Source organism: Roseivivax halotolerans (assembly GCF_900115815.1).
GTDB classification, from domain to species: domain Bacteria; phylum Pseudomonadota; class Alphaproteobacteria; order Rhodobacterales; family Rhodobacteraceae; genus Roseivivax; species Roseivivax halotolerans.
On sequence record NZ_FOXV01000003.1, the window covers coordinates 309,702 to 322,814 of the forward strand.

Genomic DNA, 13,113 nt, shown 5'->3' on the forward strand with positions numbered 1-13,113 from the left:
TACACGCCGATGGCAGAGAAGATCGTCACCCGTTTCGCCCCGTCTCCCACGGGGTTTCTGCATATCGGGGGGGCACGCACGGCGCTCTTCAACTGGCTTTACGCGCGGGGCAGAGGTGGCCAATTCCTGCTGCGGATCGAGGACACCGACCGGGCCCGCTCCACCGAGGCGGCGACCGACGCGATCCTCAAGGGTCTTTCCTGGCTGGGGCTCGACCACGATGGCGACGTCGTCAGCCAGGCCGCCCGCGCGGATCGTCATGCCGAGGTGGCGCGCGATCTCTTGAGCAAGGGCGCGGCCTACAAGTGTTTTTCCTCGCAGGAGGAAATCGAGGCGTTCCGCGAGACCGCCCGCGCCGAGGGCCGCTCGACGCTCTTCGTCTCACCCTGGCGCGATGCCGATCCGTCCACGCATCCCGAAGACGCGCCTTACGTGATCCGTCTCAAGACCTCGCTCGACGGTGAAACGGTGATCCGAGACGAGGTGCAGGGCGATGTCCGGATCGGAAACGATCAGCTCGACGACATGATCCTGCTGCGCTCGGACGGCTCGCCAGTCTACATGCTGGCCGTGGTCGTGGACGATCACGATATGGGCGTGACCCACGTGATCCGGGGCGACGATCATCTGAACAATGCCGCGCGGCAGATGGGGATCTACACCGCAATGGGCTGGGATGTGCCCGTCTACGCGCATATCCCGCTCATCCACGGGCCGGACGGCAAGAAATTGTCGAAACGGCACGGCGCGGTCGGGCTCGAGGAATACCAGGTGATGGGCTACCCCGCGCAGGGGATGCGGAATTACCTCGCCCGGCTCGGATGGAGCCATGGAGACGACGAGGTCTTCTCCGATGCCGAGGCGCTCGAATGGTTCGACATCACCGGAATCGGAAAATCGCCGGCGCGGCTCGATTTCAAGAAATTGGAAAGCATTTGCGGTCATCACATCGCCCGGATGGAGGATGCTGCACTGCTGCAAGAAATCGATGCTTTTCTGGATGCCGCCGGGCGCCCCGCCCTGACCGAAGGGCAGCGCGTGCTCTTGTCGGAGGGCATGTACTGCCTGAAAGATCGCGCCAAGACACTCCCTGAACTCCTTGAGAAGGGGCAATTTATTTTCGCGGAACGCCCGATTGTCCCGGACGAGAAAGCGGCGAAGGCACTGGACGATGTATCCCAAGGTATACTGTCAGAATTGACGCCGCAGCTGCGAAATGCTAATTGGTCGCGCGACAATCTGGAGGTTGTTCTCAACGCCTCGGCGGAAGCGCACGGAATTAAATTCGGCAAACTTGCGGGACCGCTCCGCGCCGCACTCGCAGGGCGCGCCGTCACGCCAAGTGTGTTCGACATGATGCTCGTTTTGGGACGCGATGAAACTATCGCGCGGCTGGACGACGCAGCAGGCCGAACGGACTGAGACACGGTCGCCAGACCGACCTCGTCCCGGCCAAACGACATTCGCGCGCCGCGCCCGCGGCGTGACAGGGATAGCTTGAAGGGACGACGCCATGGCTGAAAGCACGAAAAACGCAACGCTCTCCATCGACGGAAAATCGTGGGATCTGCCGATCTATTCGCCCACGGCCGGACCTGACGTGATCGACATCCGCAAGCTCTATTCGGATGCCGGTGTCTTCACATACGATCCGGGCTTCACGTCGACGGCGAGCTGCGACTCGACGATCACGTTCATCGACGGGGCCAAGGGCGAGCTGCTGCACCGCGGCTACCCGATCGATCAGCTCGCCGGCAAATCGCACTATCTTGAGGTTTGCTACCTGCTTCTCTACGGAGAGCTCCCCTCCGCAGAGCAACTCGAGATCTTCGAGAGCACGATCACCCGGCACACGATGCTGCACGAGCAGATGGTCAACTTCTTCCGTGGCTTCCGCCGGGACGCGCATCCGATGGCAGTCATGGTCGGTGTCGTCGGCGCGATGTCGGCCTTCTATCATGACAGCACCGACATCTCGGATCCCTACCAGCGCGAGGTCGCCTCGCACCGCCTGATCGCCAAGATGCCGACGATCGCGGCCTGGGCCTACAAGTATTCCGTGGGACAGCCCTTCGTCTATCCGCGCAACGATCTGTCCTACGCGGCGAACTTCCTGCACATGTGCTTTGCCGTGCCGGCAGAGGAATACGTGGTCGATCCGATCCTCGCCCGTGCGATGGACCGCATCTTCACACTGCATGCGGATCACGAGCAGAACGCGTCCACGTCGACAGTGCGGCTCGCCTCCTCCTCGGGCGCGAACCCCTTCGCCTGCGTCGCGGCGGGGATCGCCTGCCTGTGGGGTCCGGCACATGGCGGCGCGAACCAGGCCTGCCTCGAGATGCTGAAAGAGATCGGCACCCCGGACCAGATCCCTGAATATATCGCGCGCGCGAAGGACAAGAACGATCCGTTCCGCCTCATGGGCTTCGGTCACCGCGTCTACAAGAACTTCGACCCCCGCGCGACGGTGATGAAACAATCGGCCGACGAGGTGCTCGATCTCCTTGGCGTCGAGAACAACCCGATCCTCGCCACCGCGAAAGAGCTCGAGAAGCAGGCGCTCGCCGATCCCTACTTCACCGAGAAGAAGCTCTTCCCGAACGTGGACTTCTATTCGGGCATCATTCTCGAGGCGATGGGCTTCCCCACCTCGATGTTCACGCCGATCTTCGCGCTCTCGCGCACGGTTGGCTGGGTCAGCCAGTGGAAAGAGATGCTGAACGATCCGCAGAACAAGATCGGCCGTCCGCGCCAGCTCTATCTCGGCAACACCCAGCGCGACTACGTGGACATCGAAAACCGCTGAACCGTATCGCACACGACATCGTGCGGCCGTCCGAAAAACCGGGCGGCCGTTTCGATTCGCCCGTCCCGTGGACTTGGTAAGCCCGACCGCGACAATCCCGAGACATCCTCAAACATTGTCACCAAGCCAAAGACAATGGAGCGGCCAAGCCCCTGAAAAAAGGCGTTAATCTGGCGTTTTACCACCTTTTTCTTGCCACATATCCCAAGCTTGAGGCCATGTCTGGCGAGGCTTTCCTCAACCGCTGGAGTAACGAATATGGCAACTGGTGAAACTGTTATCGTGACGCTCGGATGCGATCCGACCATTGACCTCGAAGTGGTCGAGGACGGCAACAAGCTCGTCGTGCGTCTCATCAATCCGTCCGCCGATGTCGATATCGACGGGCTGTTCCTGAACCTTCAGAACGACGCGCTCGCCGATCAGATCGATATATGGCCGCGTGAAAACTCGGTACCGATCACCGGCTTCGACACTCAGGCCAACAGCGTCGACCATCTCGACAACGGCGCGACCGTCCAGGGCGACTACGATGTCGGCATCCAGTTCGGCAATGCGCCCGACAGCACCGCCGGCTACACCGAAGCGCCCGTGATGTTCACGATCGAGCCCAAGTTCGGCTCAGGCATCGACGCGATCACGCTCGCGGATCTCGACCTGACGAACGTCACCCTCGTCGTGAACAGCGATACGGGCAACGGCCAAGCGCTGGTCGGCAATCCCTCCGGCGATTTCGACGATGGCGCCACCACCACGGAAATCGTCGAGGAAGTGGCGGTCTCCGAGGACTTCAACCACATCCACCGCCCCGAAGACAGCGACGACATCGTGGGCAACGATGGCTGGTACATCTGGGACAACAAGGCGTGGACCGACGGCTGCCGGGACGGCAAGCTCGTTTTCGAGGAAGTCGCAGCGAATTCCGGCGTCACCATTTCCTTCGACGCCATGACCTGGAACGCGGCCTGCTTCGAGAATTCAGGCCATTCGAAGGACACGTTCGAGGTTCAGGTCAAGCTCGATGACGGCTCCTGGCAAACGCTCGATGTCTTCACCGTGAACGATAAGGGCACGGCGATGGTCGGCTCCGAGACGGGTCAGACCTTCGGCAACCACGGCAATACCCTGACCTACGAGGTCGACGGCGTCAGCGAAAGCGCGCAGCTTCGGCTCGTCTCCGACTTCACGGCGAGCAACGAATATGTCGGGATCGACAATGTCGAGATCGTCGCGAAGAACGAGGTTATCATCGACGGTGACGGCGATGATTGCGACGACGAAGACGTCGTGATCGCCGAAGACGATTTCGACGGCCTCCGCTACGCCAGCCACGCCGAAAGCGTACAACATGCCGGTAAATGGTATGCCGAAGACGGCAAGCTCGTCGCCGATGGCTGCAAGGACGGCAATCTCTGGTTCGATACGGTCGAGACGCCGAACGATACCACGATCTCCTTCGACGCCTCCACGCCGAACGCGCATTACTTCGAGAATAACGGCTGGATGGAAGACAGCCTCGAGGTCTGGGTTCTCAAGGACGGCCACGAATGGGTTCTGCTCGACACGTTCCATGTGAACGATGAGGGCACGGCCCTGGTCGGCGACAAGACCGGCCAGACGATCACCTCCGACAGCCAGACGATCAGCTATTCGGGCGGTGAACTCGAAGGCGCGAAGAGCATGCAGCTCGTGCTTGATGCGGATTTCTCGGCATCCAACGAGCAAGTCCACATCGACAACCTCGCCTTCACCGAGGAAGCGGAGTGCGACGACGACGGTGGCAAGGATGGCGAGGAAATCTGCGAGGATTTCAGCGGTCTGCAGGCCGGCGACGATCCCTTCGATGCGTTCGAGAACCTCAAGATCACCGCGACCAAGGCTGGCACGACGCAAGCCGACGATGCGATGATCTTCGACACCGAGAACCCGACCGGTTGGGACTACGACCTTGGCTTTGCCGATCAGGGCAATGCGATCATCATCTCCGAAGATGGCGACGCGCATGATCCGGACGACAACGCCCACGGCGGCACGATCTCGTTCGAGTTCACCAGACCGTCCGAGGTCAAGAGCCTCAGCATCCTCGATGTCGAGGAGCATGGCGGCACGATCGATCTCTTCGACGCGGACGGTAACGTTCTGAACTCGCTTGAAATCCCCGCGGGCCGCGACAACTCGCAACAAACGCTCGAGATCAACACCCAAGGCGTGAGCTACATGGACGTGAACCTCGTCGGCTCCGGTGCGGTGGATGATCTCTGCTACATTCCGGAGGATGATTGCGAAGGCGACCAATACGACATTCTCTTCAAGGACGAAGAGGACGAGGACGCCGATCCTTACGCGGATGCCGAGGACGAGAGCGAGGACGAGGACGCGTACGAATACGCATAATCCAAACTCCTGCCCAAGACAGCGCGCCCGGGGCTCCTGCTCCGGGCGCGATCGTTTCGGCGAACCAGAAGCGCCGTTAACCCATTGTTAAGATTACAATCCGCTTAACCATCACATTCTGTTATTCCGCGCTCGGGGCAGTCAGTGGAGTTTGCGGAATGGAACAGCTGGTTTTCCTTGCCTTCGGCCTCATGGCATTGCCCGAAGACGACAAGCGGGCGCATTTCCTCGCCGGACGGGCGATCACGGAAATCGGACAGGCGGACGGTCTGGATCCATTGGAAGCGTGCGGCGTGACGCTGCTGGCCGGTGTCGCCAAGGAGATGGCCGATATCCGCGGACCGGGAGACGCCTCGCTCCGCGACGGGCTCGCGACCGTCGCGGGATGCGGCATCACCTATCGGTTCTGAGCGATCAGCGCCCCTCGAAGGCAGCGGGGCGCTTTTCGAGGAAGGCGAGCACACCCTCTTTGAAGTCGCGGGTCTGGCCGCATTCACCCTGCAGCTTCGCCTCGAGCGCGAGCTGTTCCTCGAGATCGTTCTCGAAGCTCGCATGCATGGCCTGTTTGACCTTCTGAAACGCCGCGGTCGGCCCCTTGGCGAGATGCGCCGCCCGCGCGCGCCAATGCGCGTCGAACTCATCATCCGCGACCGCTTCCCAGATCATGCCCCATTGGTCAGCCTGCCGCGCGGATATCTTCTCAGCGAAAAGCGCCGCGCCCATCGCCTTGGCGAGCCCCATCTGCCGCGGCAGTGCCCAGGTGCCGCCCGCATCGGGGATGAGCCCGATCCGCGTGAAGGCCTGGCTGAAGAAGGCGCTTTCGGTGGCGATGACCACATCGGCAACGAGCGCAAGATTGGCCCCTGCCCCCGCTGCCGCCCCGTTGACCGCCGAGATCGTCGGGACCGGGCTGTCCACGATCGCACGTAGCATCGGCACGTATTCGTCGCGAAGCGTGCGTTCGAGATCGAGATTGGCGGCATTGGACCGATCTCCAAGATCCTGACCCGAACAGAAGGCCCGGCCCGTGCCGGTCAGGACGACGCAGCGCGACTCCTCTCCGCCGCGCTTGACGGCGTGGGTGATCTCGGCGCGCATCTGGGTGTTGAGCGCGTTCATCACGTCGGGACGGTTCATGGTGACGACAGCCACCCCGTCTGCGACCTCGTAGGAAAGCGTTTCGTATTGCATGGGCCCTGTCCTCCTTGTCGCGCGCATCAAACACGCGCCCGCGGGGAAAGGCAAAGCGCAACGCGGCGTCACGGAAGGGCGGATCAGCGGCTGTCGCCGTCCAGAAGTTCACGGAGGCGGGCTTGCTCTGCGTCGCTCAGTCCCGCTTCTGCCTGCGCCTCGGCGCGAGAGCGGCCGCGCAAATAGCCGAGGCCAAGACCGAGGGCGATAAGCCCCATGAGCGGGCCCGCCCCCCAGAGGAGCCAGTTCCAGCCATCGGCCTGCGGGTTCAGGAGAACGAATTCGCCGTAGCGCTCCACGATGAAGTCGACGACTTCCTCGTCGGTATCGCCAGCTTCCAGCCGCTCGCGCACGAGCAGACGCAGATCCCGCGCGAGCGAGGCGTTGGATTCGTCGATGGATTCGTTGCGGCAAACGAGGCAGCGCAGACCTTCGGAGATCTCCCTCGCCCGCGCTTCGAGCGCCGGATCGTCGAGCACTTCATCGGGCTGCACTGCCGGCAGGGTCGATGTCAGAGACGCCGCGAAGACGGCCGCAAGGGTGAATGAGCGCGCGACCCTCATTCCGCCGGCACCGCAGACCGAGAGGTCTTCTTCGCCCCGGCGGCCACGCGGAAACGCCGGTCCGAGAGGCTGAGCGCGCCGCCGAGCGACATGATGAGGCAGCCCGCCCAGATCCAGTTTGCGAGGGGCTTGATATATGTCCGAACGACCCAGCCGCCGTCATCCTGACGGTCGCCGATCACAACGTAGACATCGCGCAGGAAGCGGTAGTCGATCGCAGCCTCGGTCGTGGGCATCCGCGCCACCGGGTAATTGCGCTTCTCGGGCGTCAGAACAGCCACCTCGCGCCCATCCTTGGCCAGCGTCACGTTCGCCATCGTGGAGACGTAGTTCGGCCCCTGAACGCGATCCACGGCATTCAGCGTCAGCGTGAAGGCTCCGACATCGAAGGTCTCTCCGATCTGCGCCGTGCGGATGTCCTCCGACTCCCAGGCCGTCAGTCCGGCGACCCCAACGAAAAGGATGCCGAGCCCCGCATGTGCCACGCTCTTTCCCCAATCGGCGCGCGGCAGGCGGGCAAGCCGTTTGAGATCGCGCGACTGTCCGGTACGCGACCAGAGATCCACCACCGAGCCGCCGACGAGCCAGGCGCCGAGGAAGAGCCCGACCGGCCCCAGCAGCGAGCGTCCGGTTTGCATCGCCCAGGCCAGCCCCGCGATGGCGAAGGCCAGGAGCAGCACCGGCAGAAGGCTTCGCCCGATGCGACCCAGCTTGCCGCGCTTCCAGGAGATCATCGCGCCAAAGGGCAGGATCAGCCCGAGGATCAGCATGAAGGGCGTGAAGGCCGCGTTGAAGAACGGCGGGCCGACCGAGAGCTTCCGGTCGAACGCCATCTCCGCGATGAGCGGCCAGATCGTGCCGACGAAGACGACGAGCGAGGAGACCGCCAGTAGGATGTTGTTGGCCACCAGCGCGGATTCCCGGCTGACCATCCCGAAGACGCCCTTGGCCTGCATCGCGCTCGCCCGCGCGGCGAAAAGCGTGAGCGCGCCGCCGGTGAAGGCGATGAGGATCATCAGGATGAAGACGCCGCGCTCGGGGTCGTTCGCGAATGCGTGGACCGAGGTGAGCACGCCCGAGCGCACGATGAACGTGCCGATCAGGGAGAATCCGAAGGCGAGGATCGCCAGAAGGATCGTCCAGGCTTTCAACGCCTCGCGCTTTTCGACCACGATCGCCGAATGCAGCAGCGCCGCTGCGAAAAGCCAGGGCATGAAGGACGCGTTCTCGACCGGATCCCAGAACCAGAAGCCGCCCCAGCCAAGCTCGTAATAGGCCCACCAGGAGCCCATGCCGATGCCGATGGTCAGGAAGATCCAGGCCGCGAGCGTCCAGGGTCGAACCCAGCGGCCCCATGCGGCATCGACGCGCCCTTCAATGAGCGCGGCAACCGCGAAGGAGAAGCAGATCGATAGACCGACATAGCCGAGATAGAGAAATGGCGGATGGAAGGCGAGCCCGGGATCCTGCAAGAGCGGATTGAGATCCTGTCCGTCGAAAGGCGGCACGGCAAGGCGCGCAAAGGGGTTCGAGGTCCAGAGGATGAAGGCATAGAACGCCACACCGATCGAGGCCTGCACCGCGAGGACACGGGCCTTCAGCGTCTCGGGCAGGTTGCCGCCGAACCAGCCGGCCATCGCCCCGAACAATGCCAGGATCAGCACCCAGAGCAGCATCGAACCCTCGTGGTTCCCCCAGGTACCGGAGATCTTGTAGAGCATCGGTTTGGCCGAATGCGAGTTCTGCATGACGAGGTTGAGCGAGAAATCCGACGTCACGAAGGCATGGACGAGCGCGCCGAAGGAGAAGGCCACCAGCAGGAATTGCGCCGTCGCCGCTGGCTCGCCCACGGCCATCCAGCCGCTCCACCGTTTGTGCGCGCCGACAAGCGGCACCACCGTTTGCACGAGCGCCACGAGGAACGCGAGGATCAGGGCGAAATGGCCAAGCTCTGTAATCATGCCCTGTTATAGGCACGAAAAATGGGGCGGGCCAATGGGGAGCAGCCCGCCCCGGTTCAACTTGTCGCGCGTCTCAGCCGGCGCGGGCCCGCCATTCGGCAAGCGCTGCATTCGGTTCCAGGGGCTGCGTTTCCTCGGGCCTCTCAGGCTCAGCGGCACGAAGTGTCTCCAATGCCTTCATATCCGCCATCACGCGCGGCGCGGCCGCCATCGTCAGCGCGACGTCGCGCTGGAAGTCCTGTCCCTTCGCCTGGTGACGCGCTCCGAAATAGAAGCTGACGATCGCGCCCAGAAGCCACCAGAGCGGCTCTGGCACGAGTGCAATCCCCGCCATGCGTTGGCCGAACCAAACCGGATCCACGAGCGCCGCGATGAAGAGCCCGATCGTGCCCAGGGCCATCGCCGGGCGCGGAACACGGTTGAGCCCGTCGATCACCTGGTCGAATACTCCTTTCCTCGGCAAAGCAAACTCCGCGCCGAATTGCTTGAGGGCGGCCTCGCGAAGGGCCTGCCCGCGTTCCGCTTCGCCTTCGGCATTGGCGCGAAACACCTCGACGGTTTCCGCGACGACGTTCCGGCCGGTGCCGAACAGCAGCTCCATCATCCCCATGCCGCGACCCTCCGCTCGAAGTCGCGCTGGCTGAGGTGATAGCGCAACGCGATGAACTCTTCCGCCCGCGAGATCCAGCCGCCCTTCCCGCCAGCGCGGGTCCGGGCGTATTTGCGTGAGGCCGGGCGGCGGTCCGCCAGCGCGAAATAGTAGTTGCGCCGCGCGATTCCGTAGGCATCGACGAAATAGGCACCTGCCTGGTCATGGGCCTCGCGCGCCGCGCCGCAGGTCTCGGGGCCAAGCGCCCCATCCACCGCCACGCGCCAGCCCATCTCGCAGAGAAGTCGCTGGAGGATCTTGATCGCATTGGACCCGGCATTCACCTGCATGTCGAAGACGCTTGCCTGTAATGGCTCCGGCAGGTTCGCGATGCCTGGGGCGTGGAAATAGTGCTGCAGGAAAATTTCCGTCGCCTCGGCGCGGCTCAGCGCCTTCACATCCGACACCCCGACACGGCCATCGCCATCGAGATCGCGGCCGAGCCGGCGCATCGTGTGAAGGGTGACGCCATACTTCGTTGCGCCGCCGGGATCGTCCGGATCGTTCACGTAGCCGCCTTCACGCGCCACGATCTCTTCGGCGATGCGCCGGACGTCGGACTTGGGTGAGCTCATCGGATTTGCCTCTTGCCTCTGGATAGTGAGGCGGCAAAGCTCGCGCGAACGGGTTAATAGCGGGCTCCATCGGCGTTCGCAGCCGGCACGGATCAGGGGATGGCGACATGCACGCGGATGAAATCATTACGCTTCTGGGGCTGGAGCCACATCCCGAAGGCGGACATTACAGGCAGACCTGGGAAGGGCCCGGAGAGGAACGCGCCTCGGGCACGGCGATCTATTTCCTTCTTAAAGGAGACGAGGTGAGCCATTGGCACCGCGTCGATGCCGCCGAGATCTGGCACTTCTATGCCGGCGCGGCGCTGACACTGAAGATCGCCGACACCGATCAGGGCCCGGTCACCGAGTTCACGCTGGGGTCCGATTTCGAGACCGGCCAGCGCCCCCAGATCACCGTGCCGCAAAGGGCGTGGCAATCGGCGCGGTCGACCGGAGACTGGACGCTGGTCGGCTGCACGGTATCGCCCGGTTTCCGCTTCGAAGGGTTCGAGCTGGCACCGGAAGGGTTCGACATACCTGGCGCATGAAAAAGGCCGGGCGCTGGGGCCCGGCCTTGATAACGTGAGAGACGTGGAACCTTAATTCCAGAAGCCTTCATCGACGCCTTCCATCTCTTCCAGCTGCTCTTCGCTCTGGCCGATGGCGAGCGCGTAGCTGCGGTCATCGACGGGCACGAGCTGCACATCGTCGATTTCCAGGAAAACGTGCTTGTCGCCAAGGTCGAGGAAGCCACCGACCTCGATCACGAGCCCGCGAAATTCACCGCTCCGCGTCAGGACCACGTCTTCAATGGTGCCGATCTGGTTCCAGTCGGAGCCGACCTCTTCGTAGGTCTCTGCGCCGAAGTTCTCGACGCCCTCTTCGGAGTTGACCGAGTAGACGGGTCCGTCGGTGATGTCGCGCGTACGGATGAGCTGCGCGTCCTCGGCGTTGCCGGTCATCTCGGCTGTCTCTTCGGAGATCTCGTCACCGGCGTTCTCGGCCGCCTGCTCGGTGTTCTCAGCGGCATTCTCGGTCGCCTGAGCGGCATCTTCCGCAGCGTTTTCAGTTGCCTGAGCGGTATCTTCAGCTGCGTTCTCGGTCGCTTGGGCCGCGTCCTCAGCGGCGTTTTCGGTCGCTTCACCCGCGTTCTCGACCGCCTGCTCGGCATTCTGAGCGGCGTCGTCCATGTTGTCGTCGGATTCCTGGGCGAACGCGGTGCCCGCAACCATCGTCAGGGCGAGTGCGGACGTCATAAGACGTGTCATGAGATACTCCTTTCAATCTCGTGCATCTGAGCAAAGAACACGAAATCGGGAGCGGCGTTCCGCTTATTGAGCAAAAAATACTCACGAAATTCACGGAACAGTGAGCGGCCTCACGCGTTCGCGCGGATCATGCGTCAGTCGCGGTAAAGCGACGCGAATTCGATCAGTTGCCGGGTGGAGCCATCCTTGTCCTCGGCGGATCGCTCGCCCGTCACAACAGGTCCGAGCGAGGAGGCCAGCTCCTTGCCAAGCTCCACTCCCCACTGATCGAAGGAGTTGATTCCGAGGATCACGCCCTCGACGAAGACCCGGTGCTCGTAGAGCGCGACAATCTTGCCGAGCGTTTCGGGCGTGAGCTGACCGTAAATCAGCGTCGTCGACGGCCGGTTCCCGGGGAACACGCGATGGCGCGCCTGCCGCTCGAGCTCAGCGCCCTCGAATTTGCCCGCGACGGTCTCTCGCGCGTCCTCGAGACTGCGCCCGCGCATCAGCGCCTCGGACTGCGCGAGGCAATTGGCGAGCAGAAGGTCGTGATGGTGTCCGAGCTCAGGCTCGTGCCCTTTCGCAGCGACCATGAATTCGCAAGGGATCACGCGTGTGCCCTGGTGGATGAGTTGATAGAAAGCATGCTGCCCGTTGGTGCCGGGCTCTCCCCAGACGACGGGACCGCTGTTGTAGGGCAGCGGCGTTCCGTCCATCGCGACGGACTTGCCGTTGCTCTCCATCTCGAGCTGCTGAAGGTAGGCCGGAAGCCGGGCGAGCCGGTCGTCATAGGGCAGCACGGCGCGGGTCGCGTGCCCGAGCACCTGGTTGTGCCAGATGCCGATTAGCGCGAGGAGCACCGGCATGTTCTCGTGCAGTTGCGCCGATTGGAAGTGGCGGTCCATCTCCTCCGCGCCGCTCAGGAAGGCCCGGAACGCCTTGGGACCGATGGCGATCATCAACGACAACCCGATCGGCCCCCACATCGAGTAGCGCCCGCCGACCCAGTCGCCGAAACCGAAAACACGCGCCTCGGGGATGCCCCACTCGGCGGCCTCTTCCTTGTTCGAGGACAGCGCGACGAAACGCGTCTCGGGCTCCACGCCGCGATCCATCAGCCAGGCCCGCGCGGTGCGGGCATTGGTCATGGTCTCAATCGTGGTGAAGGTCTTGGAGGCGACGATGAACATTGTCGTCTCGGGGTCGAGCCCGCGCAAGGTATCGGCGATATCCGCGCCATCCACGTTCGAGACGAAATGACAGCGCGGGCCTTCCGCATAGGGCGACAGCGCCGTGTAGGCCATTGCCGGGCCGAGATCGGAGCCGCCGATGCCGATATTGACGACGTCGGTCACGGACGCGCCGCGCAGCTCCTCCGCGAGCGCTTCCATCCGCTCGAGCGTTGCCAGAACCTCGGGCATGACGTCCTCGCCATCGACGTGCACCGGGCTGCCGGAGAGATTGCGCAGCGCCGTGTGCAGAACCGCCCTGCCCTCGGTCTCGTTGATCGGCTCGCCGGTGAACATCGCCGTGCGGCGCGTCTCGACGCCGCGCGCGCTTGCAAGGTTCAGAAGCGCGGCGCGGATCTGCTCGTCCGCCTGCGTCTTGGAATAATCAAAGAGCATGCCCGCGGCCTTGAGGCTGAACTCCTCGGCACGGTTCGGATTTTCGGCGAAAAGGCCCTCTATCCGGCGATCTTCGGTCTTTCTCGCCAGTGCCTGCAAGTCTTCGAACATGGC

Annotated in this window: 12 protein-coding genes; 5 read left to right on the forward strand and 7 right to left on the reverse strand. The window is 63.3% G+C overall.

Translation table 11 applies throughout. The annotated features are described in order from the left end of the window. The first annotated feature begins 9 nt into the window (after window positions 1-9). The 4 genes from gltX to BM171_RS06495 all read left to right on the forward strand — a co-directional run bounded on the left by gltX (window position 10) and on the right by BM171_RS06495 (window position 5,613). The gene (gltX, locus tag BM171_RS06480; protein ID WP_093010009.1) at window positions 10-1,422 is read left to right on the forward strand and encodes a glutamate--tRNA ligase; all 1,413 of its coding nucleotides are present in this window, start codon (window positions 10-12) and stop codon (window positions 1,420-1,422) included. A 91-nt stretch (window positions 1,423-1,513) separates the two neighbouring features. After that, a complete protein-coding gene (gene gltA, locus BM171_RS06485; RefSeq protein ID WP_093010010.1) occupies window positions 1,514-2,809 on the forward strand; it encodes a citrate synthase in 1,296 nt (431 codons plus the stop codon). Between the two features lie 258 nt (window positions 2,810-3,067). After that, window positions 3,068-5,203: a hypothetical protein gene (locus BM171_RS06490; RefSeq protein WP_093010011.1), complete on the forward strand. Its 2,136-nt coding sequence runs from the start codon at window positions 3,068-3,070 to the stop codon at window positions 5,201-5,203. 158 nt (window positions 5,204-5,361) lie between these two features. After that, the gene (locus tag BM171_RS06495; RefSeq protein ID WP_093010012.1) at window positions 5,362-5,613 is read left to right on the forward strand and encodes a hypothetical protein; all 252 of its coding nucleotides are present in this window, start codon (window positions 5,362-5,364) and stop codon (window positions 5,611-5,613) included. A gap of 4 nt (window positions 5,614-5,617) precedes the next feature. Here the strand turns inward: BM171_RS06495 and BM171_RS06500 are convergent, their stop codons facing one another. The 5 genes from BM171_RS06500 to BM171_RS06520 form a co-directional block, all read right to left on the reverse strand. Next, window positions 5,618-6,394, reverse strand: a complete 777-nt coding sequence (locus tag BM171_RS06500; protein WP_093010013.1) for an enoyl-CoA hydratase-related protein — start codon at window positions 6,392-6,394, stop codon at window positions 5,618-5,620. A gap of 83 nt (window positions 6,395-6,477) precedes the next feature. Further along, the gene (locus BM171_RS06505; RefSeq protein ID WP_093010014.1) at window positions 6,478-6,957 is read right to left on the reverse strand and encodes a cytochrome c-type biogenesis protein; all 480 of its coding nucleotides are present in this window, start codon (window positions 6,955-6,957) and stop codon (window positions 6,478-6,480) included. Beyond that, window positions 6,954-8,918, reverse strand: coding sequence for a heme lyase CcmF/NrfE family subunit (locus BM171_RS06510; RefSeq protein WP_093010015.1), 1,965 nt, complete (start codon window positions 8,916-8,918; stop codon window positions 6,954-6,956). The genes BM171_RS06505 and BM171_RS06510 overlap by 4 nt, the downstream gene beginning before the upstream one ends. A gap of 73 nt (window positions 8,919-8,991) precedes the next feature. Next, window positions 8,992-9,528, reverse strand: coding sequence for a holin family protein (locus BM171_RS06515; protein ID WP_093010016.1), 537 nt, complete (start codon window positions 9,526-9,528; stop codon window positions 8,992-8,994). Then, window positions 9,519-10,142, reverse strand: a complete 624-nt coding sequence (locus tag BM171_RS06520; RefSeq protein ID WP_093010017.1) for a holin-associated N-acetylmuramidase — start codon at window positions 10,140-10,142, stop codon at window positions 9,519-9,521. The genes BM171_RS06515 and BM171_RS06520 overlap by 10 nt, the downstream gene beginning before the upstream one ends. Window positions 10,143-10,249: 107 nt before the next feature. Between BM171_RS06520 and BM171_RS06525 the strand changes: the two genes are divergently transcribed. Next, window positions 10,250-10,672, forward strand: a complete 423-nt coding sequence (locus BM171_RS06525; protein ID WP_093010018.1) for a cupin domain-containing protein — start codon at window positions 10,250-10,252, stop codon at window positions 10,670-10,672. A 51-nt stretch (window positions 10,673-10,723) separates the two neighbouring features. Here BM171_RS06525 and BM171_RS19170 read toward each other — a convergent pair whose 3' ends face one another. Next, a complete protein-coding gene (locus BM171_RS19170; RefSeq protein WP_245760198.1) occupies window positions 10,724-11,392 on the reverse strand; it encodes a PRC-barrel domain-containing protein in 669 nt (222 codons plus the stop codon). Window positions 11,393-11,526: 134 nt separating this feature from the next. Continuing rightward, a complete protein-coding gene (pgi, locus tag BM171_RS06535; RefSeq protein ID WP_093010019.1) occupies window positions 11,527-13,110 on the reverse strand; it encodes a glucose-6-phosphate isomerase in 1,584 nt (527 codons plus the stop codon). Between the last annotated feature and the right edge of the window lie 3 nt (window positions 13,111-13,113).

Excerpts from the sequence above, each read along its gene's own strand:
- gltX (WP_093010009.1), top strand. The coding sequence starts at position 10 with ATGGCAGAGAAGATCGTCACCCGTTTCGCCCCGTCTCCCACGGGGTTT.
- gltA (WP_093010010.1), top strand. The coding sequence starts at position 1,514 with ATGGCTGAAAGCACGAAAAACGCAACGCTCTCCATCGACGGAAAATCG.
- BM171_RS06490 (WP_093010011.1), top strand. The coding sequence starts at position 3,068 with ATGGCAACTGGTGAAACTGTTATCGTGACGCTCGGATGCGATCCGACC.
- BM171_RS06495 (WP_093010012.1), top strand. The coding sequence starts at position 5,362 with ATGGAACAGCTGGTTTTCCTTGCCTTCGGCCTCATGGCATTGCCCGAA.
- BM171_RS06500 (WP_093010013.1), bottom strand. The coding sequence starts at position 6,394 with ATGCAATACGAAACGCTTTCCTACGAGGTCGCAGACGGGGTGGCTGTC.
- BM171_RS06505 (WP_093010014.1), bottom strand. The coding sequence starts at position 6,957 with ATGAGGGTCGCGCGCTCATTCACCCTTGCGGCCGTCTTCGCGGCGTCT.
- BM171_RS06510 (WP_093010015.1), bottom strand. The coding sequence starts at position 8,918 with ATGATTACAGAGCTTGGCCATTTCGCCCTGATCCTCGCGTTCCTCGTG.
- BM171_RS06515 (WP_093010016.1), bottom strand. The coding sequence starts at position 9,528 with ATGGGGATGATGGAGCTGCTGTTCGGCACCGGCCGGAACGTCGTCGCG.
- BM171_RS06520 (WP_093010017.1), bottom strand. The coding sequence starts at position 10,142 with ATGAGCTCACCCAAGTCCGACGTCCGGCGCATCGCCGAAGAGATCGTG.
- BM171_RS06525 (WP_093010018.1), top strand. The coding sequence starts at position 10,250 with ATGCACGCGGATGAAATCATTACGCTTCTGGGGCTGGAGCCACATCCC.
- BM171_RS19170 (WP_245760198.1), bottom strand. The coding sequence starts at position 11,392 with ATGACACGTCTTATGACGTCCGCACTCGCCCTGACGATGGTTGCGGGC.
- pgi (WP_093010019.1), bottom strand. The coding sequence starts at position 13,110 with ATGTTCGAAGACTTGCAGGCACTGGCGAGAAAGACCGAAGATCGCCGG.